Annotated in this window: 19 protein-coding genes; all 19 read left to right on the top strand. The window is 42.3% G+C overall.

The window, feature by feature from the left end:
• The first annotated feature begins 17 nt into the window (after positions 1 to 17).
• Entirely contained in the window at positions 18 to 1,514 is a 1,497-nt protein-coding gene (locus NQ488_08530; GenBank protein UWN94633.1) for a type II secretion system GspH family protein, read from the top strand.
• 3 nt (positions 1,515 to 1,517) lie between these two features.
• Positions 1,518 to 4,040: a hypothetical protein gene (locus NQ488_08525; protein ID UWN94632.1), complete on the top strand. Its 2,523-nt coding sequence runs from the start codon at positions 1,518 to 1,520 to the stop codon at positions 4,038 to 4,040.
• A gap of 27 nt (positions 4,041 to 4,067) precedes the next feature.
• A complete protein-coding gene (locus NQ488_08520) occupies positions 4,068 to 4,628 on the top strand; it encodes a prepilin-type N-terminal cleavage/methylation domain-containing protein (protein UWN94631.1) in 561 nt (186 codons plus the stop codon).
• An 18-nt stretch (positions 4,629 to 4,646) separates the two neighbouring features.
• The gene (locus NQ488_08515) at positions 4,647 to 5,294 is read left to right on the top strand and encodes a prepilin-type N-terminal cleavage/methylation domain-containing protein (protein UWN94630.1); all 648 of its coding nucleotides are present in this window, start codon (positions 4,647 to 4,649) and stop codon (positions 5,292 to 5,294) included.
• A gap of 44 nt (positions 5,295 to 5,338) precedes the next feature.
• Complete coding sequence (locus NQ488_08510) at positions 5,339 to 9,019, top strand: DUF5057 domain-containing protein (GenBank protein ID UWN94629.1); 3,681 nt, start codon at positions 5,339 to 5,341, stop codon at positions 9,017 to 9,019.
• Positions 9,020 to 9,258: 239 nt separating this feature from the next.
• Complete coding sequence (locus tag NQ488_08505) at positions 9,259 to 10,803, top strand: YifB family Mg chelatase-like AAA ATPase (GenBank protein ID UWN94628.1); 1,545 nt, start codon at positions 9,259 to 9,261, stop codon at positions 10,801 to 10,803.
• On the top strand, positions 10,796 to 11,905 hold the full coding sequence (dprA, locus tag NQ488_08500) for a DNA-processing protein DprA (GenBank protein UWN94627.1): 1,110 nt from the start codon (positions 10,796 to 10,798) through the stop codon (positions 11,903 to 11,905). The genes NQ488_08505 and dprA overlap by 8 nt, the downstream gene beginning before the upstream one ends.
• Positions 11,906 to 11,949: 44 nt before the next feature.
• On the top strand, positions 11,950 to 14,028 hold the full coding sequence (gene topA, locus NQ488_08495) for a type I DNA topoisomerase (GenBank protein ID UWN94626.1): 2,079 nt from the start codon (positions 11,950 to 11,952) through the stop codon (positions 14,026 to 14,028).
• Between the two features lie 119 nt (positions 14,029 to 14,147).
• Complete coding sequence (gene codY / locus NQ488_08490; GenBank protein ID UWN94625.1) at positions 14,148 to 14,915, top strand: GTP-sensing pleiotropic transcriptional regulator CodY; 768 nt, start codon at positions 14,148 to 14,150, stop codon at positions 14,913 to 14,915.
• Between the two features lie 180 nt (positions 14,916 to 15,095).
• The gene (gene flgB, locus NQ488_08485) at positions 15,096 to 15,491 is read left to right on the top strand and encodes a flagellar basal body rod protein FlgB (protein ID UWN94624.1); all 396 of its coding nucleotides are present in this window, start codon (positions 15,096 to 15,098) and stop codon (positions 15,489 to 15,491) included.
• A 76-nt stretch (positions 15,492 to 15,567) separates the two neighbouring features.
• The gene (flgC, locus tag NQ488_08480) at positions 15,568 to 16,017 is read left to right on the top strand and encodes a flagellar basal body rod protein FlgC (GenBank protein ID UWN94623.1); all 450 of its coding nucleotides are present in this window, start codon (positions 15,568 to 15,570) and stop codon (positions 16,015 to 16,017) included.
• A 44-nt stretch (positions 16,018 to 16,061) separates the two neighbouring features.
• Positions 16,062 to 16,391, top strand: coding sequence for a flagellar hook-basal body complex protein FliE (locus NQ488_08475; protein ID UWN94622.1), 330 nt, complete (start codon positions 16,062 to 16,064; stop codon positions 16,389 to 16,391).
• A gap of 31 nt (positions 16,392 to 16,422) precedes the next feature.
• The gene (locus tag NQ488_08470; protein UWN94621.1) at positions 16,423 to 18,051 is read left to right on the top strand and encodes a flagellar M-ring protein FliF; all 1,629 of its coding nucleotides are present in this window, start codon (positions 16,423 to 16,425) and stop codon (positions 18,049 to 18,051) included.
• Positions 18,052 to 18,075: 24 nt separating this feature from the next.
• Positions 18,076 to 19,098, top strand: a complete 1,023-nt coding sequence (gene fliG, locus NQ488_08465; GenBank protein ID UWN94620.1) for a flagellar motor switch protein FliG — start codon at positions 18,076 to 18,078, stop codon at positions 19,096 to 19,098.
• A complete protein-coding gene (locus tag NQ488_08460) occupies positions 19,091 to 19,948 on the top strand; it encodes a FliH/SctL family protein (protein UWN94619.1) in 858 nt (285 codons plus the stop codon). Before fliG ends, NQ488_08460 begins: the two co-directional genes overlap by 8 nt.
• Positions 19,949 to 19,991: 43 nt before the next feature.
• Positions 19,992 to 21,284, top strand: coding sequence for a flagellar protein export ATPase FliI (fliI, locus tag NQ488_08455; protein ID UWN97132.1), 1,293 nt, complete (start codon positions 19,992 to 19,994; stop codon positions 21,282 to 21,284).
• A 10-nt stretch (positions 21,285 to 21,294) separates the two neighbouring features.
• Positions 21,295 to 21,753 (top strand): flagellar export protein FliJ, encoded by a 459-nt coding sequence (gene fliJ / locus NQ488_08450; protein UWN94618.1) that lies wholly within the window; start codon positions 21,295 to 21,297, stop codon positions 21,751 to 21,753.
• A 23-nt stretch (positions 21,754 to 21,776) separates the two neighbouring features.
• Positions 21,777 to 22,571 (top strand): hypothetical protein, encoded by a 795-nt coding sequence (locus NQ488_08445; protein ID UWN94617.1) that lies wholly within the window; start codon positions 21,777 to 21,779, stop codon positions 22,569 to 22,571.
• A 131-nt stretch (positions 22,572 to 22,702) separates the two neighbouring features.
• Positions 22,703 to 24,115 (top strand): flagellar hook-length control protein FliK, encoded by a 1,413-nt coding sequence (locus NQ488_08440; GenBank protein UWN94616.1) that lies wholly within the window; start codon positions 22,703 to 22,705, stop codon positions 24,113 to 24,115.
• Positions 24,116 to 24,141 lie beyond the last annotated feature (26 nt).

The raw sequence follows: 24,141 nt of genomic DNA, 5'->3' as shown, positions 1-24,141 counted from the left end.
AAGACAAGGGAGTATGTATGAGACACCATATTAACGGACAATTAAGCCGTGTAATGCGGAGGTTAAAAGCCGGTAATAGGAATAATAAGAATAATAAGGGATTTTCACTCGTAGAGGTATTGGTAGCGATGATTATACTCGCTATAATGACGCTGCCAATGCTTACTACATTTGCAACATCATCTAAGATTAATGCTAACGCCCGTAAGGTCGAAGAGGCCAATGCAATAGGCCAGAAGGTCATCGAGCGCTGCAAAGCTCTTAGTATTGATGAGCTTCTCAAAGGTAATGGGGATACAATAGCGGCTAATGCGGATGCCGGTATTGTTACCCCGCTTACTATCAACGATTCTACGACAGGCGTGTATGATGCCAGGGCATCAAAGCTGTCGAATAATCATTATTCCTATGATCTGACAATGGCTACATATACAGGAACTTCTGTTAATAAGGATTCAGACGGTCTTGCATGCTATAAGGGCTCTAATAATATTAACTATTATGTCCAGACAATTCTTAGCCCTAACAAAGGTGATATTGCAGGAACAGGTGCGGGTTCAGCATGGAATGTAAATGATTACAGTATGCCTGCATTCGCTGAAGTCAGGGATACGAAAAATTATGTGCTTATGGAAGAGATATACAGATATGACACAAGTATTAAGACTATCCTTCCAAGCCGTTCTTCAATAGTGAATCCGGCTTCAACTGACGCACATGGTAATCTGGTTGCAAGAGAACAGACATCTACAGAGACTAATGTATCTAAGCTCTCAGGTATCAAGAAAGTTGTTGTTGTTGATGTAAATATCACATATGACGCAACGACTTCAAAGTATAATGAGCAGCCCGTACTCTATGTTAAGTATTACAGAGAGAAGGATGCTTATGGCAATGACCAGTACAGGGTTAATAATGATGGCGATATAATTGATCTAAGCAGCGGCAGCAAGGTTGAGAGCACACAGGGGGATGTATTCATCAAACAATACACGCTTCCTGAACAGAACGGAATAGATATTGCATCTGACAGCTTTAAGGATGTATATATTTTCTACACATCATATGACCGTAAGTATGGTTCAAGCGGTAATACTTCAACCGACTCAGTATATATAAATATGCATAAGAATGGCGGAGGAATGCTTCCGGCAGGCAAGGAAGCCAATGTATTCCTTATTGAGCAGTACGTTGCATCCAATGATTCAGACATTGCGGATCGTGATGCTTTCAGAACTAATGTACAGATTAAGCTCGATACAGCTAATATATTTATTAATGGTGTGCAGTCATCGGGTACGACAAAGCTTCGTAACAATGGTCTTAATGTGTTCTCTGATGTTGACGGTTGGGACGGCTCAAGTGAACCTAACGGCATAACACAGAATTATGATGAGGACGAAGAGAGATATCTGTACACAGTAACAGTTAATATCTGGGCCGAGGAGAATGGCAGAAAACCGGCAGCGGGAACTACTCCTTATATGACTCTAACTTCAACGAAGGAGAATTAGCCCATGAGAGAATCAAAGTTTAGCAATAATTCTTTTTTTAAGAAATTCCATAAAAACAATTCAGGCGCAACACTTGTTGTTGTGCTTATTGTCGTTGCATTTATCGCTGTGCTCGGAAGTGTTGCGATAGCAGGTGCAATGGTTAACCTTAAGATGAAGGTAGTTGATAAGAAAGCCAAGAAGACATTTTACTCATGTGAAGAGGCCGTTGATGAGATTTATTCAGAACTTGGAATGGTCAGCATGGATGCACTTGAAGCTGCATATAAGGATGTCATGGATACAATGGTACGTTCACAGAAGAACGATGTTCCCGGCTCTGACGACCCTTCATGGACCAACTATTCGGTCAGCAGGGATCCAAGTTCGTTCCCCGGACTTTCCAATGCCGATGTTGAACTCCGTAAAAAATATATGGCTAAGGTTGTAAATGACCTTACTGACGGAAGCTTTAACGAGACATCTCCTATGCCTCTTGACTCTAACAAGTTCAGGAAGCTTATTAATTCATATATTGGTGTTGATATAACTATTGATGCGGTTAACAGTGCAATCACGGCAGGAACTTACAGACATCCTTATGTGGCATCAGTCGGAACCTGCAGCTATACTATAGATTACAGCAGTACATCACTGTATATATTCAACGCCGATGATGTGAAGGTTGAATATATTACAGATGACGGATATAAGTCAGAGCTTACATATGATATAGGTATTATGCTTCCTATATCAGATATTAATTTCAGTTCCAGCGCACAGTCCATCAATAATGTTCCGGCAATGGGTTCATTCAGCCTTATTGCAGACAACGGAATTATAATTGATAACAATAAGCAGGTGCTTATCGACGGTAATGTATATGCAGGCGGCGGCGGAATCGTATTCGGTGACAGCAGCCGTACAAGATTTATCGGAGAGCAGGTAATTACTAACAGTGATGTCACAACGGAGAAGCAGACACAGATTACATTCTCAGGTTCGACACAGCTGTGGTGCAATAATATTATTATTCCAAAGAATTACAGAGTTGGCGGATATGAGCAGCCATGCCATGGCGTTGAACTTAATCTTGAAGGCCAGACATTTGTAAAGAACGACCTTAAGATTAACGGTGCATCAAGCAAGGTAAGTATCGGTGGCCAGTACAGCGGATACAGTAACAGCGGTATAAGCGATCTTAACAAGGATGAGAGTAGTGCTATCATAGTTAATGGGGCACATTCTAATCTTACACTCAGAACATCTTACATATATCTTGCGGGACGTTCATATATCGTGTATGACGGAACAACGGAGGAGCCTTACAGGACAGGTGAGTCACTTTCATTCAAGGGCGACCAGGAAGCTTATCTTGTTCCGCCTACAGTAGTGAATAATGCGGCAGGATCAGTTGTCGGTAACCCATGTTCGGATATTTCAAGAGTTAACGGAACAACACTTGCTACTTATCTTAAGAATGAGTATTTTGCCAAGTCACTTCTTGATGACTCAATGCCATATGTGACGAAGGCTGTTAACGGACAGTATTTTATCTATCTTAATTTCAAGGATGCCAAGGCGGCTTCGGATTATATGTATCTTATTCTGAGTTCAGATACTGACTTTGAAACAAAGCTGACAGGTCTCGGAATCTCCGGTACAGATGCAGATAAAGCAACTGCACAGAAGAATTATATGCAGAATCTTATAAAGGTTAACCTCAAAGACCTTGACCAGCAGACAACAGGTTTTGTCAATGCTTCAGGCAGTGTAACAACATCAGGTGTTATCGTAAGTGCGGAGGTCACAGGATCTAATGCTTCTGTAGGAGCTGCAGTATCTATGGCACCTTTGTCAGATGATGCACAGCAGCTTGTTACTAATGACCTTAAGAACAGATTCAAATCACTTACGACAGTACTTGATATGTCATCCTACAGCACGAATGCAACAGATTTTGCGGGAGGTATTCCGATTCCGTTTACAGGACAGTCAGGAAGAACAGTTAACTATAATACTGTACTGGGTTACGGAAGCAGTGTAGGTGAAAGAGTTGTAAGCCGTCCGGATATAGTAACGGCGTCACAGGCAACGGCAGGCGAGGGTGTATCCAGTCTTGGCGGTAATATAAGAAAATACGGCAACAATGAGTATGCAATTGTCATTGCCAACGGCGGATATACATATACAGCTTCAAGCGGATTCAAGGGCGGTATAATTGTTTCAATAGGTAATGTTAATATTAATGCTGATTTTGACGGACTTGTAATTGCGCTTGCAACAGATGCATCTAACGGTAATATTAATATTAAGTCAGATGTAAATGTTATTAATACAATCAGTGCGGCAAGTCTTATAGAGAGCATATGTGAGCAGGTCTCGGATGAGAATGCAGATAAGCTCATTAAAGTATTCAGAGGCACAAGAACCGGAGGCGGTTCAGGAGGCAGCGGCGGTTCAATCAATGATAAGATATCAATTGAGAGTATCAAATATAACCAGCTTGTATACTTTAATAACTGGAAGAAAACGGATGTAGACTAATTATTGGCTGATGGGTGAGTGAAGATTATGACTTGTAGGAAAAGTAAGGGAAAATTGAGAGATAACAACAAAGGCGTAACATTTATTGAGTTAGTGGTTGTTGTCGCAATTCTTGCAATTATGGCTGCGAGTGCCACGTATGGGATTACAATGCTTGTAAGTGCGGATGCCAAGAAGGCTTCAAAGAATCTCTATCAGGCAGTGTCAGAGCTGCGTAATGATACATTGTCGCAGACAGGTGAATGGTGGGGAGAACTTAAAAGAACGTCAGGAAACGGACAGTATACATTTACGATATACCGAAGGGATACTGATGGCAATGTTGTTGAAAAAGATAAACAGCAGCTTGGCTCCAAGTTAACAATCAGTGTTACGGGGAATGGCACAACGACTGTGACGGATACGGATTCGGTGCTCGTATATTTTAAGCCGGGCAGCGGCACGGTTGACAAGGTTGTCAGCGGCGTAACTAACGCAAGCATGCTTGACTCAACATCCATTAAGTTTACGTTTAACATTGCTTCAAACAATGGTCTTACATACAAACTGATATTGTGGACGAATACAGGTAAGATTGCCACTGAGTAATATATGGAGATGTGCATTATGAGGATGATTAGAAAATGTTATAAGGGTAATAACAAGGGTATATCGCTGGTTGAACTTCTGATATCACTTGCAGTCGGTGCAATAGTTATGTCTGCACTTACACTGCTTGTTTCACAGGGAATCAAGCAATATAATAAGACAACGATAATGACACAGCTTCAGGAAGATGCCAACATTGCGCTGAACAACATCAGTGATTCCATCATGGAAGGTAACTATCTTGTTATTTCCAATTCAAGACCTGCTGCAACATTCCAGACACAGGACGTTGCTCATGACGGAAAAAATGTAATATATATGGTCAGGGATCATTGTCTGTATCTTGGTGATAATACCGCCAATATGGATACAATGGGTATCCTCTGCAAGAATGTGGATGAGATGAAGATTGAGATTGTCCAGTCGAGTCTTAAGACAGAGCTTGCGGAACGTGAAGGAACCATGCAGCATAAGGTTGTCGGGATTAATAATCCGGTTCAGATTAAGGTTACACTTACTTTGGAACTTAACGGGTATACAAGATCTGTATCAAGAGTTACATCCGTAAGAAATCTTCTCGACCTTGACGAGATGACAATGCAGGGATTCAGATTCGATAATGCCCCGTTCCTTGAGCAGTTTGCGGAGTACATTGTAAATGATTAATATAGCTGTTACGGTAATACTTGTAGCGGAATGAGAGGTTATAGATGTCCAGATTAGGTAAAAAGCTGAAGAATATCAAATTAAAAAAATATTGTGCAGCATTAATGGCACTTGTCACTGTTGTATCTGCAATCGGAGTAGGCAGAATGATACAGGCACGTGCTGACAGCTATGACAGCAGGGATGAGATTCCGACTGTTGTAGAATTCAATGATAAGTATTATACAAAGGATAATCCTTATGTAGTGCTTGAGGTTGTGCCTGAGATATGCATGGGACAGTTCGGATACTGGGTTGGCGGTGATTCAATGCCTGTCAAGGAAAGTGATGTGCGCAAGCTCTATGCAGCGTGTGGTGAGAATGCCGATGTAAAGAGACAGATGGGAGAGGCATTCAGTTTCAGTGCTGCGCAGCTCTATGGCGGACAGAATTATGTTAACGGACATTTTATATGTGACGAATATGGTAATCTGAGAGATTTTGAAGACCGTAACGTACTTGCACATATGATTTTCTCTGATAATGATGATACCGATATGATGACTAAGTTTTCGGATATGACCGATAAGCTTGTTGTTAAGACGGTTAAGGCATCAGACCTTACATATGATGATGTTAAGAATGCCAACTTTGTATATCTTAATCCCAAGACACATGATTCAAGCAACTTGAGGGCATACCAGAAGATGTCGGAGTTCTGTAAACAGTATAATCTCGGCAGGGCAACAGGTCTTTCACAGGACTATATCTGGACTTCAACAAGCGGAACATCAACTACGCTTAATATAAGTAATGACCTTGCGTTATATCTTTACATGCGCAATGTTAATGACAATCTTGCAGTTGTTACTGACTGGTCGGGTATTCCTGCTGACAGGACTAATGGCTTCTATCAGTTCCTTATGCTTGAGCTTGCAATATCACAGGAACAGTTCATGGAGGAATACGGAGCAGAGGATCTTATTAATGATGAGAATGAGAACCGTGCAGGTGTGTTCCAGTATGAAGGTTCAGGCGGTACGATTGAGACGACTAAGACCTCAATGACAGTTAAGCGCCATGACGGAACTGTTGTTGAATGGGGAACAGAGATGTTCTGGAGAGCGCTTCATCCAACAGACGGAAGTGCACCACAGGCACCTTATTTTAATGCAACAACAACACCTGAGTATGTTCATAATAACTTCTTTACATATCACGGAACTAATGTTATGGACCAGTCACTCAAGAACAAGGAAAGTATTGCCAGTCCTGACTGGCCGACATGTGATATTAATAAGATTGATGATTTGTTTGGCAAACATGGATACCGTGAAGTATTAAGATATATCATGGGTAAGTATTCACTGAATGACCTTATGAGTACAATCGAAGTTATAGAGATTCAGCCATGGGGCAGGAATGAGTTTAACAACGAAGCCGGCGCTGACAAGATTCTCAGGACATTCGGCATTAATGGTGATTACACAGTTAAGAGTAAGTCATTTGATGAAGGAACAGGCAAGGGAACTTATGTTATTAATAAGAAGTCAAAGGACTTCACAATTAACATCAGGTCAATGTCAGTCAATGCGTTTAATGGCCTGAGCGATGATATTGTGTCAAGCGTAGATCTTGTTATCATCGGAACATACAATCCGTCTGATTACGTTAATACTAACTACGGCAGAAATGCAGAGAATAACGGAACTGTCATAACAGAGGATGGTGCAATAGTTTCTACAAGTAAGTTCGGTAATAAGCAGACATCAGGTAATGACTTTACCGATAAGGCGTATGAGAAGCTTTATGAATATGTTAAGGCAGGGCTTCCGCTTCTCGAGATGTCAGATGTATACAATGCCGGAAGCACAATTGATAGGACTAAGAGGGATGGCTCGGATTCTAACATTTATAAGATGAGCAGGGTTAAGCTTAATGAAAGACTTAACGCCGAGGGTAAGGCAAGCAGCAATATTACATCCGAGGCTTCTGATTCAACTGCTTCAGACTTCAAGGTTAAGAAGATGCTTACGTATCCTTCAAGACCGAGATTTACAATAGTTTCACCGGCAGCGTACGATTATGACACTAACCGCGCACCGCAGGATGTTAATAGTATCAGGTTTACAATCAGGGCTGACAGCAAGATTCCGGCAGGAAGTCATATTAAGCTCTACATTGACAGTAATGCCGATGCTCTTTACAATGAAGTTTCCGTAAGAGGAAAGAGAGAGGTATTTGCGGATTATGATATACCTGACACGATAAACAGCGGAAGTGAGTACACTATTACACTTAACGGTGCTATTCCTGAAAAATGGTTTGGTTACTTTAAGTTCAAGATTGAGGTGACAAGAGCCGGATTTACTGAGGCTCAGGAAAGCTCCTTCGCACTGAAGGCTCAGGAGACAAGGACAGTTAAGGTTCTGCAGATATATAATGCAACAGCTGCAGAGACATATGAAGGCACGACAACCATGAACCTTAAGGGCAGTGCATTCTCCGATTCATTCAGAGCAGCAAGCAGTGTAACGGGAATGAGGCTTGATGTAACTCCTATGAAGGTGTATGAGTTTGAGGATCTTATGGCAGATGATAAGAATAAGGATTATCTGTCACAGTATTCAATCGTAGTAGTTGGTTTCCGTGATTCATATGGCAAGGCAGGAACACCTTTCAGGACACAGCCGGCGATAGATGCCCTTAATGCATACATAGATGCAGGTAACTCGGTATTGTTCACGCATGATACAATGGCTTATCAGGCATCTAACAGTGATTATAATGAGCCTATCATGACTACGAATCTCACGCAGCCTATCGGTATGAAAGGACCGGGAATATTCACCAACAGTCTTATATCCAAGGTTAGCGGTCAATATACGGCATTCAATGATGTAAGTAAGAGTGGAAGCACTAAGGATACTACGCGGGTTAATAAGCTTAACTGGGGGCAGGTAACAGAATATCCGTACAAGATAGATGATTCTATCCAGGTAGAGACAACGCACGGACAGTTCTACCAGCTCAATCTTGAGCATATCCCTACGTACGATCTGGATGGTAATGAAGTTGCCGGTGCATATAATAATGATGTTACTGTATGGTATACCCTTGGAGCTGACGGCGGAAGTAATGCCAGATACTTCAATAACTGCGGTCAGGATGCAGTTAACAATTACTACATCTATTCAAAGGGTAATGTGACATATACCAGTGCGGGACACAGTAAGATTGAATCTGACGGACCGGAGATGCAGCTGTTCGTTAATACGCTTGTGCGTTCGATAATCGTAGCTACAACACCTCCTGAGGTTAAGATACTTAACGGTATCGAGGTTGAGGATAATAAGTATGATATTATCGGACGCTCAGTGAAGACAGCAGAGGATGGAACGGTATCACTGGATAATACAATCCCTCTTAAGTTCAAGGTTACTGATGAAGATATTGCAGCAGGTGATACATTTGCAAAGGCTAAGATATATATTGATGCCAATGACAATGGCACATATGATGCAGGCGAGACAATTCTTAAGGATTATGGCAGAACTCTCCAGAATGAGATGGAGTATGATGAAGACCTTCTTGTGCTTGCAACGGCAGCAGGTGTACAGACAGAGGTACTTAATCTGTATACATCCAACCGGCTTAAGATAGGAATTGAGGTAATGGATTCTTCAAAGGCTGTAGGTCAGGCGTTTGGATTGTATATAAGACGTAATTATTTTGAACTTGACTAATCAGATGGTCATGATTGATTTCAATGGAGTGGGACAGTTTATGTTTGTTATAAGCTGTCTCATTTTCTATTTTCTTATTGACGCAATGCGTGGAATATGCTAATCTTATAAAAATGACATTGCAATCAGGGCGGATTAAGATGTCATGAATTATATTAACCGGGTATCTGTATGACTTCCTTTTGTTACCATAGTGAATTGGCTTTCTGTCAGTGGAATATGGTAAGAAGGGAGTTTTTTTGTTTAGCAGGATTTTATGTGGGAATGTGAGAGGAGTTGTTCCTGATATTGTAGCGGTTGAGGTAGATGTGCAGAATGGTCTGCCGGGATTTGATATGGGAGGAATCCTGGCTGCTGAGGTCAGGGAGTCTAAGGAACGAGTAAGAGTTGCACTTAAGAATTCGGGGCTTAATCCGAGACCAAGGCGTGTGACAGTGAATATATCACCGGCTAATATGCCTAAGCAGGGGACAGGGTATGACCTTGCAATTGCTGTGGGAACATTGTGTGCGGAAGATATGTTTGACAGCACATCGGTTAATGACATGATGATTATGGGGGAGCTGAGTCTTGACGGTTCGGTGAGGGCAGTAAGAGGAATACTGCCATGCGTGCTGGAGGCAAGACGCAGAGGACTTAAGAGATGTATAATCCCATCTGATAATATGCCGGAGTGCAGAGTGGTTGATGGAATAGATATTCTTGGTGCGGATTCGCTGAAGGCTGTTATAGATTATCTTAGCGGAGATTACACGGCACTGCACAAGGGGGAATATGTTCCTTATAACAGTACGGCGGCGGAAGCAGGATATGATGATTATTCTGATGTATGCGGTCAGGAAGCCGCGGTCAGGGCATCTTTGATAGCAGCTGCCGGAATGCACAATATCCTGTATATGGGTGCTCCCGGAAGCGGTAAGACAATGATGGCAAGGAGAATTGCAGGGATTCTGCCGGGACTTACAGAGGAGGAGAGCCTTGAGGTTACTCAGATATACAGCATAGCCGGGCTGCTTGATTCATCAGAAGGACTTATAACTCAACCGCCTTACAGAAGTCCACACCATACGATAACAACAGTCGGACTGATAGGCGGCGGAAGCAGACTGTCTCCGGGAGAGATAACACTTGCGGGACATGGTGTTCTTTTTCTTGATGAACTGACGGAATTCAGAAGTGCCACACTTGACGCTATGCGGCAGCCGCTTGAGGACGGAGAGGTAGTTATTGTGCGTAATTCGGGAACGTACAGATTCCCGGCACGCTTTATGCTGGTTGCTGCGATGAATCCGTGTAAGTGCGGATTTTACCCTGACAGGAGCAGATGCACCTGTACGGAGGCACAGATCCTTAATTACAGGGCGAGGATAAGCCGCCCGCTGCTTGACAGATTTGATATGTGCGTGCATGTATCGCCTGTAAGGCACGAAGCGATAACACTTAATAATAACAGCCGGGGCAGGAGTGATTCCGGGAATGTATGGCGTGGACATAATTGTGTTATGAGTTCCGAAGATATGCGCGAAAGAGTAATACAGGCAAGACAGATTCAGGGACAAAGAGGAGTGCTTAATTCACAGCTTACGGCAGGAGAGCTTGAGAGATACTGCGGACTTGGAAGTGAGGAGAGGGAGCTTGCCGGAAGAATATGGGATAAGATGGGACTTACAGCCCGCGGATATTACAGGATATTAAGAGTGGCAAGAACGATTGCTGATCTGGAAGGAAGCAGCAGCGTAAGATGTCCACACATAGGAGAGGCGGTGGCATATCGCAATGGTTGATGAAGAATTCTGTGTATACTGGCTGAATAATATCAGGGGAATAGGTAACACCAAGATATCGGAACTTATGGCAATATTTGGAAGTGCCTGCGGAGTGTACAATGCCGGAGAGCAGGAGCTTAAGGATGCAATGTCGGGAAGTAATGTAAGATTTTCGCATGGTGATTTTGATAATCTTATTGCATGCAGGAATGCTGAATGGGTCAGAAGAGAGTATGAGAGTCTTGTGGCAAAGCAGATAGCGTTTACTTATCCCGGCAGGGCAGATTATCCTGTAAGACTTGGAATGATATATGATGCGCCTCATATTCTGTACTATAAGGGACATCTTCCGGATGCTGCTCCGAGTGTTGCCATAATTGGTGCAAGAGCATGTTCTGCATACGGAAGGCAGATTGCAGAGATGTTTGGGCGGGAGCTTGCCAGGGCGGGTGTACAGATTGTGAGCGGTCTTGCAACAGGGATTGATACGTTCGGACAGAGGGCATCGGCTGAAGCCGGAGGAAGAACATTTGCGGTTCTTGGAAGCGGAGTGGATGTCTGTTATCCGCGTAGTAATATAGGCTTATATGCAGATACAATGATTCATGGCGGTATATTATCTGAATATCCGCCAGGTACGAAGCCGTCAGCGGGGAATTTTCCGGTAAGAAACAGGATAATAAGTGCACTTGCCGATGTCGTTGTGGTTGTTGAGGCGCGCAGGCGGAGTGGGACACTTATAACCGTTGATGCTGCATTGGAACAGAATAAGGACATCATGGCAGTGCCGGGGCGTGTAGGGGATGTACTTAGTGAAGGCTGTAATTACCTGCTTAAGCAGGGAGCACATGTTGTTACACAGACGAGAGATATTCTGGAAATACTTGGAATTAATATTATTAATAAAAAAGAAAAAAATAATATTGTACTTGCAAGCGAGGAAGAAAAGGTGTATGGTAGTATCTGTTTAATTCCTAAAAGCATAGACATTATTATAGAAGAAACACATCTTACACCATTAAAGGTATGTGAGATATTGCTTAATCTTGAATTGAAGGATATGATTGAGCAGGTGTCACATAATTATTATGTGAGGAAGATGTGCGATAATGGGGATTAATACGGAGCGGACAGCTACAAAGCATTTGAGAGGAAGTATAGGCGATGGGAAAAAATCTTGTTATAGTGGAGTCACCGGCTAAGGTTAAGACAATTAAGAAGTTCTTGGGAAGTAATTATGAGGTATGTGCATCTAACGGACATATAAGAGATCTTCCCAAGAGCCAGATGGGCATTGATATAGAGAATGATTTTGAGCCGAAGTACATCACTATCAGGGGAAAAGGGGACATTCTTGCTAACCTCAAGAAGCAGGTAAAGAAAGCAGATAAAGTATATCTTGCAACTGACCCCGACCGTGAGGGAGAAGCAATCTCATGGCATCTTTCCCAGGCACTGAAGTTAGATGATAAGCACATTAACAGAATCAGTTTTAATGAGATTACAAAGAATGCTGTTAAGGCATCAATTAAGGAACCACGCAAGATTGACATGAATCTTGTTAATGCACAGCAGTCAAGAAGAATTCTTGACAGAATGGTAGGCTATAAGATAAGTCCGCTTCTCTGGGCGAAGGTTAAGAGGGGATTGAGTGCGGGACGAGTACAGTCTGTCGCACTCAGAATAATATGTGACAGGGAAGACGAGATTAATTCATTTATTCCGGAAGAGTACTGGACGCTTGATGCAGTACTTAATGTAAAAGGTGAGAAGAAGCCGGTTGTTGCACATTTTTATGGTAATGCAGATGGCAGGATGGATATAAAAAGCGCCGCAGAAATGGATGCGGTTGTCGCAAAGCTTGAGAAGGAGCAGTTCGCTGTTGAGTCTGTGAAGAAGGGCGAGAAGTCAAAGAAGGCACCGCTTCCGTTTACAACAAGTACACTCCAGCAGGAAGCCTCCAAGCTGCTTAACTTTTCCACACAGAAGACGATGCGTCTTGCACAGCAGCTTTATGAAGGTGTTGATATTGCGGGGCAGGGAACAATCGGTATAATCACATATCTGCGTACGGATTCTACACGTGTAGCCGAAGAAGCCCAGGTAATGGCGCATGATTATATTGAATCAAAGTATGGCGACAAGTATCTTATGCAGAGTGACAAGAAGAACGGAAGCAAAAAGAAGATACAGGATGCACATGAGGCAATCCGTCCTACTGACATATCACTTACTCCGGCAGATGTTAAGGAATCTCTGTCAAGAGATCAGTTCAGGCTTTATCAGCTTATCTGGAAGAGATTTACTGCAAGCAGGATGAGCGATGCTGTATACGAAACAACGGCAGTCAGGATTAAGGCCGGTGAATACAGATTTAATGTTTCTGCATCCAAGCTTAAGTTTGATGGATTTATGTCTGTATACAAAGATGAAGATGATGATGTACAGACAGGTAATAAGCTTATAAGCGGTATAGATGAGAACTCAGAGCTCAAGCTTGATAATCTCGATAAGAAGCAGCATTTTACGCAGCCGCCGGCTCATTATACGGAGGCATCTCTTGTTAAGACACTTGAAGAACTTGGAATAGGACGTCCAAGTACTTATGCACCTACAATAACAACAATAATTGCAAGAAGATACGTTGCCAAGGAGAATAAGAACCTTTATGTGACAGAGCTTGGCGAAGCAGTCAACAACATAATGCTTAAGGCATTCCCTACTATTGTTGATGTTAATTTTACTGCCACTATGGAAGCACTTCTTGACAGTGTTGAAGAGGGAACAGTAGACTGGAAGACGGTAATACGTAATTTTTATCCGGATCTTGATGAATCGGTTAAGGCGGCCGAAAAAGAACTGGAGAACGTCAAGATAGAGGATGAGGTTACTGATGTTGTCTGTGATGTGTGTGGACGCAACATGGTTATCAAATACGGACCTCACGGTAAGTTCCTTGCGTGTCCGGGATTCCCTGAATGCCGTAATACAAAGCCATATCTTGAAAAAATAGGAGTTGCATGCCCTAAGTGCGGCAAAGAGATAGTAATGCGTAAGACTAAGAAGGGCCGCCGCTATTACGGATGTGAAGATAATCCGGAGTGCGATTTTATGTCATGGCAGAAGCCTGTTGCAAAGAAGTGCCCTAAGTGCGGCGGATACATGGTCGAAAAGGGAAGTAAGATAGCGTGCGCCGATGAAAATTGCGGCTATGTTGAACAGAAGCCGAAGTATGCGGAATAATAAATTAATTTATACAAATTGTGTAAAAAATATTGATAACTTGATTTAATTGTGCTAATATTCTTTTATGATGATGGCGATTATATACATTGCGCTGTGCGCGCAGAAGTGAGGAGAATATGAGCGTTCAATTATTGGATAAGACAAGAAAAATCAATAAGCTATTACACAATAATCATTCACAGCGAGTTGAGTTTAACGATATCTGTGCGGTATTGAGCGGAATTCTTGAATCAAACATACTCGTTATAAGTAAGAAAGGCAAGGTGCTGGGAACAGGATTCTGTGATGGTGTTGACAGAATTGATGAGCTTATCTTTGATAAGGTCGGTGGCTTTGTAGATCAGATGCTTAACGAAAGACTGCTTAGCGTGCTGTCAACCAAAGAGAATGTTAATCTTGCGACACTCGGATTCGCTGAAGAGAATGTACGTAAGTTTCAGGCACTGCTTGCTCCTATTGACATAGGCGGTGAGAGACTTGGAACACTCTTTATGTATAAGAGCGATAATAACTATGAGATAGAAGATATTATACTTTGTGAGTATGGCACTACGGTAGTCGGACTTGAGATGATGCGTGCCGTTACGGATGAGAATGCAGAGGAAGTGCGTAAGCAGCAGATTGTGAAGTCAGCAATAAGCACACTTTCATCATCAGAACTTGAGGCAATTAAGCATATATTCAAGGAACTTGATGGCGAGGAGGGTATTCTTGTCGCAAGTAAGATTGCAGACAAGGTAGGAATAACACGCTCGGTTATTGTTAATGCTCTCAGAAAGTTTGAGAGTGCGGGAGTGATTGAGTCAAGATCATCCGGCATGAAAGGAACATACATCAAGGTTATTAATGATGTTGTATTTGATGAGCTTAAGAAACTTGATTAATAGCTGTTTGAGGAAAGCTGCGAAGGTCCGCCCGGATTGTGCAGCTTTCTTTTGTTTTGCATAATTTAACCATTCTGTGCAGTTTATAATAAAAATTGACTAATATTGTCAAAAAAGCTTGTGTTTTACTGAATAAAACCTTATAATTTATTAAGTGAATAATGGGATAGGAGTGAGAATATGTTTGATTCTGGAGCATTTGGGTATGTAGATGTATTGAATAAAGCAGCAGACAACAGCTGGCTTCGTAACGAAGTACTTACTAATAATATTGCTAATGTGGATACACCGGGATATAAGAGAAAAGATGTTTCGTTTGAGAAGTATCTCAACTCTGCTTTGGAGGCACCTGAGAATCCATATTCAACACTTAATCAGAGAGTTAAGCATGCAGATCTGGATACGGTACATTCACAGGTATATACGGATTATTCAACGCTTTCATACAGGAGTGACAGGAATAACGTAGATATAGAGACCGAGCAGTCAGAGCTTGCTTCCAACCAGCTTGTTTATAATGCACTTATAGACAGCATGAATAATGAATTTTCAAGAATTAAGATGGTAATAAGCTAGTAATAACAATCCAAACATAGCCATGCCGGATGGCAGCTATGTTAATACAGCCGGTGTGGCAGGAATGAGGTAGATTATGGCGTTATTCAGTCAGTTTAACATTGCATCATCAGGTATGACAGCGCAGAGGCTCAGAACTGATGTTATATCGGAGAATATTGCTAATGTTAATACAACACGTACATCAGATGGAACTCCTTATGTAAGAAAGGAAGTATATTTTACAGAGAAGGGGAAGTCGGTGCAGTCATTTGAACATGTATTTGAGGCTGCGCGTAACGGTATCGCAGGTAACGGCGTCAAGGTGACATCTATACTTGAAGATAATACGACTGACATGGTTAAAAAATACGATCCGTCGCATCCGGATGCTGATGAGAATGGATATGTCACATATCCTAATGTCAATGTAGTGCAGGAGATGACTGATCTTATAGATGCAACAAGATCTTATGAGGCCAATGTTACTGCATTTAATGCAGGCAAGAGCATGGCAACAAAGGGACTAGAGATAGGCAAGGCATAATAATTTGTGCTCAATAACATTTTATAGAATACGGGGAATTATTAATGGACGTTTATTCAGCTACGCAGGCGCTGGGCAGTGACTATATAGACAAAGTCACTAATGCTGTTAAGTCTGCTTCATCAAATCAGGCTGCAACTGACAAGGATACATTTGATTCGGTATATAATTCAGTTGTCGGACTTCTTAACGATACGAACAAGTACATTCAGGATGCTTCACAGGCTGAGATAGATTTTTCACTCGGCAATCTCACAAGTACCCATGAGCTGAGTGTATATCAGCAGAAAGCTAATCTTGCGCTTCAGTATACTGTCGCAATAAGAGACAAGGCGCTGGAGGCATATAAGGAAATAATGAATATGTCAATGTAATATTGCTGATTGCAGAAGGGATACTTGAAACATGGATAGGTTCAAACAAATTGGACAGAAATTACTGGATGTCTGGAATAAATATACTGTTAAGCAGAGGGCTGTAATTGTCAGCAGTGTGGCTGTTGTTATTATTGCACTTGTGATACTTGCGGTTGTTGTTAACAGACCACAGTATGAGACACTTACAACATGCAGTTCATATGCACAGATGCAGGAGGTAACTAATCTCCTTACAGATAATTCAATATCGTATAATGTTGCGGACAATTCAATGGTTGTTAAAGTCAGAAAAGAAGACCTTACGAATGCTAAGATGGCACTGGCATCAAGCAACATACAGTCAGATGGCTATACGATTGAGGATGCATTATCAGGAAGCTTCTCAACAACTGAGAATGATAAGCAGAAAAAGTGGCAGAAGTATCTTGAATCAAAATTCAAGACGGATCTTGAGTCATTTGACGGAGTAAAGGAAGCATCTGTTACTGTAACACTTGGAGAAGCAACTAATATATACTATTCAACAAAGCAGGAAGCTACTGTTGGAGTAGTATTGCAGCTTACAAAGCAGATTGATGATGAGGTCGCAGCGGGTATGGCGCAGCTGCTTGCTACATCAGTAGGTAATAAGACTACAGATAACATAACAATTATAAGCACAGACGGAACTACGCTTTTTTCAAAGTCTGATACAGACCTCAGCGTAAGTGGTACGTCAACAGTAGGCCTCAACGGAAGGCTTAAGTATCAGAGCCAGATAGAATCATCAATAACATCTCATCTTAGACAGGGAATGCTGGCAACAGGGCTTTATGATGAAGCTTATGTGCAGATGAATCTCGATATGAACTGGGATGCGGTTAATACTATCAATACGCAGTACTCTGCACCGGATGGAATGGAGCAGGGACTTTACTCTGAGTCATATGAAGAGGCAAGTTCAGGTACTAATGGAGCAGGCGGTGTTCCGGGAACATCTTCTAACAGTGGCGATAATTCAACTACATATTACGTATCGGATGGTACTAATTCAACATCAGAGTATAGTGTTAAAAAGTATGCATATCTGCCTAATGTGCTTGTTACAACAACTGACAGCCAGCCTGGAAAGGTTATTTACAACACATCATCAATGACAGTAACATTTGTAAAGAATGTTATATATAACGAGGATGAATGCAGGAAAAGAGGTCTCCTTGATAATACAACATGGGATGATTTCAAAGCCCAGAATGCACAATCTGTGGCAGCACAGGTGGATCAGACATGGATTAATGCAATATCAACAGGAACAGGTATTGATACCCAGAACATTACTGTGCTTGCATATCAGAAACCGTTCTTCGTGGATTCTGAGGGTAATGCATTCGTAAGAAACTGGACATTCTGGTTACAGATTGCGCTTGCAGTTGTAATACTCGGATTACTTGCATTTGTTGTATTCAGAAGTGCAAGACCTCTGACAGTGGAGGAGAAGGAGCCGGAACTTTCAGTGGAAGAGATGCTGAGGACAACAAAAGAGCAGCAGGAGCCTCTCGAAGATATCGACCTTCAGGAGAAGTCAGAGATACGAAAGGCTATCGAGAAATTTGTGGACGAGAATCCGGAAGCGGTTGCTTTGCTTTTGCGCAACTGGCTTAATGACGGATGGGATTAGATATAAAGAGGCAGGAGTTTTGTCATGGCTAAAAATGGTAACGGCGAGAAAGAAATGGATGGCGTACAGAAGGCAGCGGTTCTGCTTATCGCACTTGGACCGGAGAAGTCTTCTAAGATATTCAAACATCTGAAAGAAGAGGAGATAGAGCAGCTTACGCTGGAGATTGCCAACACTAACAGTGTATCGCCTCAGACAAAAGAAGAAGTACTTAATGAATTTTACGAGATCTGCCTTGCACAGCAGTATATTGCAGAGGGCGGTATCGGATATGCCAAGGAGCTTCTTGAAAAAGCACTTGGCTCAGATAAGGCAAAGGATGTAATAAGCAAGCTTACTGCGAGTCTTCAGGTTCGTCCTTTCGAGTTCATACGAAAGACAGATCCTGCGCAGCTGCTTAACTTTATACAGGATGAGCATCCTCAGACAATTGCATTGATTCTTTCATATCTTCCTGCATCACAGGCATCTTCAATTGTCAGTGCGCTGCCACCTGAGAAGCAGGCAGATGTAGCAAGAAGAATTGCACAGATGGATCGTACATCACCTGACGTTATCAAGCAGGTTGAGAAAGTACTTGAAAGAAAGCTCTCATCACTTGTTAATCAGGATTACACTATTGTTGGCGGTGTTGATTCTATCGTTGAGATTCTTAATTCTGTTGACAGAGGCACAGAGAAGCATATTATGGAGACTCTCGAGATCGAAGAGCCGGAGCTTGCAGACGAGATCCGCAGAAAGATGTTTGTATTCGAGGATATCATATCCCTCGACGACAGAGCTATACAGAGAGTGCTGCGTGATGTTGATAATAATGACCTTGCACTTGCGCTTAAGGGCTCAACGGAAGAGGTTCAGAATGTTATCTTCAACAACCTTTCAAAGCGTCTTGCTGTTATGATAAAAGAGGATATGGACTTCATGGGTCCTGTACGTATGAAGGATGTTGAGGAGGCTCAGCAGAAGATTGTTAATATTATCAGAAAGCTTGAGGATGCAGGTGAAATCGTTATCGCCAGAGGTGGAGGTGACGAGATAATTGTCTAATCTTTTAAAAAGAGCAAGTATCATCAACAAAGATGAGAGGGTTATTGATTATAACCGGATTATTCAGGAAAAATTAGATGCACTTAAGAAGGCTGCACCAAAGGACAGCGACGGTTTTATCGAAGGGCTTCATTCACCACAGGTTGAACAGATGGTTGATGAAGATGGCAATCCGGTAGATATGAGTATTTTTGGTGAAGATACAGCTGCAGCAACACAGGAAGCGGAAGCACAGGAAGTACCTGATCTTGATGAGGTAAAGGCACAGGCTGATGCAATTCTTGAGGACGCCAGGAATCAGGCAGACAGAATACTTGAGGACGCAAGGAGTCAGGCAGAACAGATACGTCAGGATGCACATGATGACGGATTTGATGCCGGGACTGCAGAAGCACAGAATAAGTATGAACAGGATAAGAAGCTGCTCCAGTCAGATTATGACAGCAGGAAGGCAGCACTTGAGAAAGAATATAACGAGCTTAAGGCTAAGATGGAGCCGGAACTTGTCAATGTGATACTTGAAGTGTTTAAGAATGCGATATATGCAATATCAGACAGCGACCAGCAGGTGATACTCAGTCTTGTTAATCATGTGCTGCAGGATGCTAATATAAGTAATGAATTCACAATAAAGGTATCACATGATGATTATGAGTTTATGATTCAGAATCAGGGGAAACTCTATTGTGCGATGAATAAAGATATTCAGGCTGATATAATTGAAGATTCCAAGCTGTCTAAGGGACAGTGCCTGATAGAAGCTGATTCCGGAGTGTATGACTGCAGTCTGGATATCCAGCTTGAGAATCTTATTAAGTCGATAAAGCTGTTAAGCAGCAGCTGTAACTAATGTATTTATTATGGGAGGTATCGGTTTGGCTATAATTGACCGGATGAAATACCTGAAGCTTACAGAAAAATCATACTACAAAAAGCTGGGACGCGTTACGAAAGTGGTAGGTCTTACCATTGAATCGGCAGGTCCCGATGCCAAGCTCAATGACCTGTGTATCATAACTCCGGCAGACGGAAGTTCTCCGGTACATGCAGAGGTTGTAGGGTTCAAGGATGACAGAGTCCTGCTCATGCCATTTGATGATGTCGGCGGTGTGGGACCGGGATGCATTGTAGAGAATACAGAGCATCCGCTTACTGTAAAAGTCAGTGATGAACTTCTTGGACATACTCTGGACGGTCTTGGTAATCCTACTGACGGAACAGAGCTGACATCATATGAGGAATATCCTGTAGAGGCTGCTCCACCGGATCCTATGGAAAGAGTTATCATAAGTGAGATACTTCCGCTTGGTGTCAAAGCAGTAGACGGACTGCTTACAGTCGGTAAGGGACAGCGTGTGGGAATATTTGCCGGAAGCGGTGTCGGCAAGAGTACTCTTATGGGTATGTTTGCACGTAATACTAAGGCTGACATTAATGTTATAGCACTTATAGGAGAGCGTGGCAGGGAAGTAAGAGAATTCGTAGAGCGTGACCTTGGCACGGAAGGTATGAAGCGAAGTGTTCTGGTTGTTGCTACATCTGATAAGCCGGCACTTATCCGTAACAAGGCGGCGAAGACTGCAACGGCTATTGCTGAGTATTTCAGAGATCAGGGCAGGGATGTACTGCTTATGATGGATTCACTTACACGTTTTTCCATGGCTCAAAGAGAAATTGGCCTTGCTTCGGGAGAACCGCCTGTTACGAGAGGATATCCGCCTAGTGTGTACAGTGAGATGCCTAAGCTCCTTGAGAGAGCAGGTATGTCAGACAAAGGCTCAATAACAGGGCTGTATACAGTACTTGTAGACGGTGATGATTTTAATGAACCTATAACTGATACTGCGAGAAGTATTCTGGATGGACATATAATGCTAAACCGAAAGCTCGCACAGAAGAATCATTATCCTGCGGTTGATGTTCTTCAGAGTATATCAAGGTGCATGAGCCAGATTGTAGATAAAGAGCATAAGAAGCAGGCAGGTAAGCTGAAGCAGGTACTTGCTACATACGGAGAGGCTGAGGACCTTATTAATATAGGTGCATACAAAGCCGGCTCCAATAAGGCAATTGACTATGCAATAGAAAAGATAGATGCTGTTAATGAGTATCTGTGCCAGCAGACAGATGAAAAGTTTGGCCTTGAGGAAGAGTTGAATATGCTCGAGTCACTTTTTGCTGATTAAGGAATAATTAATGGCTAAGTTTGTTTACAGGCTTCAGAATGTACTTGATGTTAAGTACAGGCTGGAATCACTTGAAAAAACTGCATATGCCCAGGCGGCAGCAAGGCTGGCTGAAGAGGAATCGAAGTTTCAGGAACTTCTTACAAGGCAGAATACATACCGTGCAGAGCTTAAGGAAGCATCCAATGGTGTGCTTGATATTAAGCATATACAGCACCTCAGTGATTCAATGGAAGTTATGAAGGGCCTTATACAGAAGCAGTTCCTTAATGTGAATATAGCACAGAAGAATCTTGAAGCTGCGCGCACAAGACTTAACAAAGCAATGCAGGAACGCAAGATATATGAAAAGCTCAAAGAAAAAGCTTTTGAGAATTTTAAGACAGAACTGGCTGACCAGGAAAAGAAAGAGATAGATGAGCTTGTTAGTTTCACTTATAATGATGCCAATAGTGACGAGAGTGACTGACAGTATTTTGGAGGAGACACACAATGCCTAGAAAGAAGAAAAATAAAGACAACAGCGAGCTGGATGAAGTCCTTGATGTTGACGAGACTGATGATGAGGAAAGGGTCAAAGGCGGAACACTTTGGACTATAATTGTTGCGGTCGTTATTATTGCAATATGGCTTGTAATATTTGGACTTCTTATCAAACTTGATGTCGGTGGATTCGGAAGTACTGTACTTCGTCCTATATTAAAGGATGTTCCGGTCATTAACAGGATTCTTCCTGATGCATCAGATGAGGAAGTGGCAGCTGAGACCGGATATAAGTATAAAAACCTTGCTGAGGCTGTAGAACATATAAAAGAACTTGAAAAGCAGCTTGCTGATTATCAGAATAACGGCAATGCAAGCCAGGAGCAGATTGCACAGATGCAGGCAGAGATAGACAGGCTCAAGACATTTGAGGACAATCAGACATACTATGAAGAGCTTAAGAAGAAGTTCGATGAGGAAGTTGTATATACTGATAATGCACCGGATATAGAAGAATATAAGAAGTGGTATGAGGAGATGAATCCTGATAATGCTGCTGATATCTATCAGCAGGTGCTTCTTAAGATTAATTATACTGCACAGGTTAAGGCATGGGCTGAGGCCTATTCAAAGATGGATGCAAAATCGGCAGCGGCTATTCTCGAAGAGATGACAGGCGATATTAATCTTGTATCAGATATACTTAATAATATGAAATCTACTCAGAGAGCGGCGATACTGGCAGCTATGGATCCGGTATTTGCAGCCAAGATAACCAAGGTTATGCACCCTAATGAGCCTTAACAGAGGTGCTTTGTTTGTAATATTGATTTGTAAGTTATGATGTGGCAGTCCGGGACAGTGTTACAGATAACAGAATCTGTAAGCTGCTGAGGATTTTCACATAGATATTATTGAAGAAAGGAGGAAAGGACATGGCTAACGATATAGTGTCAGGAAGTGTTAATGCACTTGCCAATATGGGAACTGCTAATGCTGCACAGGCTGCATCAGCTAAGAAAAGCACAGGGAAAAGTGATTTCGGAAGCATTATGAGCAGCTCGCTTGCATCAAGAGCTTCAGCTAATGCCGGTAATTCGCAGACCAATGTGAATACTGCAATCAAGTCATCCGGGAAAGCACAGGGCAGCAATCAGAATAATGAAGTGGATACACCTAAGAATCCTGACAGTAAGCTCAACAGCGGCTCAGTAAAAAGCACAACAGTTAACGAGCCGCAGGATAGTAGCAATGCTGACAAGATAGCCGGTGCGCTTAATGAGATAAAAGAGCAGATTAAGGATGTTCTTGATATCAGTGACGATGAGTTTGAAGCAGCTATGGAAGCTCTTGGATTTACAATGCAGGATCTTCTTAAGGCTAATAACCTTACGGCACTTGTAGCACAGATTACGGGCACTGACGGAGCACTTGCACTTATTACGGATACTGATTTGTCAGCTCAGCTTAAGCAGATTCTTGATTTTGTATCAGTAAAGACTGATGAACTTGCACAATCAATGAATATGACTGTAGAGGAATTTACGGATTATATTAATGCAAATGCTGACAATCCTGCATTTGCTGATGCACTTGAGGGAGCACTCAATGCCAAAGCAGCTGCAGACAGTAATGACAACACAGATAATGCAGAACAGGATGTCACTGTAGAGGACGGCAGCCAGACAGGGCAGAACGGAACTCAGGATAATCTTGCAGCAAGGATAACTGTAGAGAATACTGCATCCGATAATAATGCTTCACAGAATAAGGACTTTACCAGACACAGTGATGTAAAGGCTGATTTATCTGAGAACAGTACAGGAGTTGCAGCTAAACTTACACAGAGTATCAATGATTCATTCGGTGAAGTGCTTGTTGAGAATGTGGGACAGGTTGACGCTGCGGATATTGTCCAGCAGATTATTGACAGTGTAAAGGTTGTGTCAACGGAGAGTCTTCAGAGCATGGAGATTCAGCTTACACCTGAGAATCTCGGAAAGATTCATCTTACGGTGTCATCAAGAGATGGCATTATGACAGCACAGATTGCTGCTCAGGATGAAGCAGTTAAGAAGGCGATTGAGAATCAGCTTGCGGTCCTGAAAGAGAATTTTAATAATCAGGGACTTAAGGTTGAACATGTTGAGGTAACTGTAGAGAGTCACGCATTTGAAGGCAACCAGAATCCGGCAGACGGAAGCAGACAGAATCAGGAGAGCGGCAGGAGAAGAACACTTAATCTTGACAGTCTTATGGGACTTTCTGAAGAAGAACTTTCGGATGACGAGCAGCAGGTTATGGACATGCTTGTCGGAGATAACAGCAGTGTAAGTTACATGGCATAATTACTGAATTATGCATTGAATATTGT

This window comes from [Bacteroides] pectinophilus, assembly GCA_025146925.1.
GTDB classification, from domain to species: domain Bacteria; phylum Bacillota; class Clostridia; order Lachnospirales; family Lachnospiraceae; genus Bacteroides_F; species Bacteroides_F pectinophilus.
The sequence above is the reverse complement of the archived record's forward strand: the minus strand, read 5'-3'. Positions and strand labels throughout refer to the sequence as shown.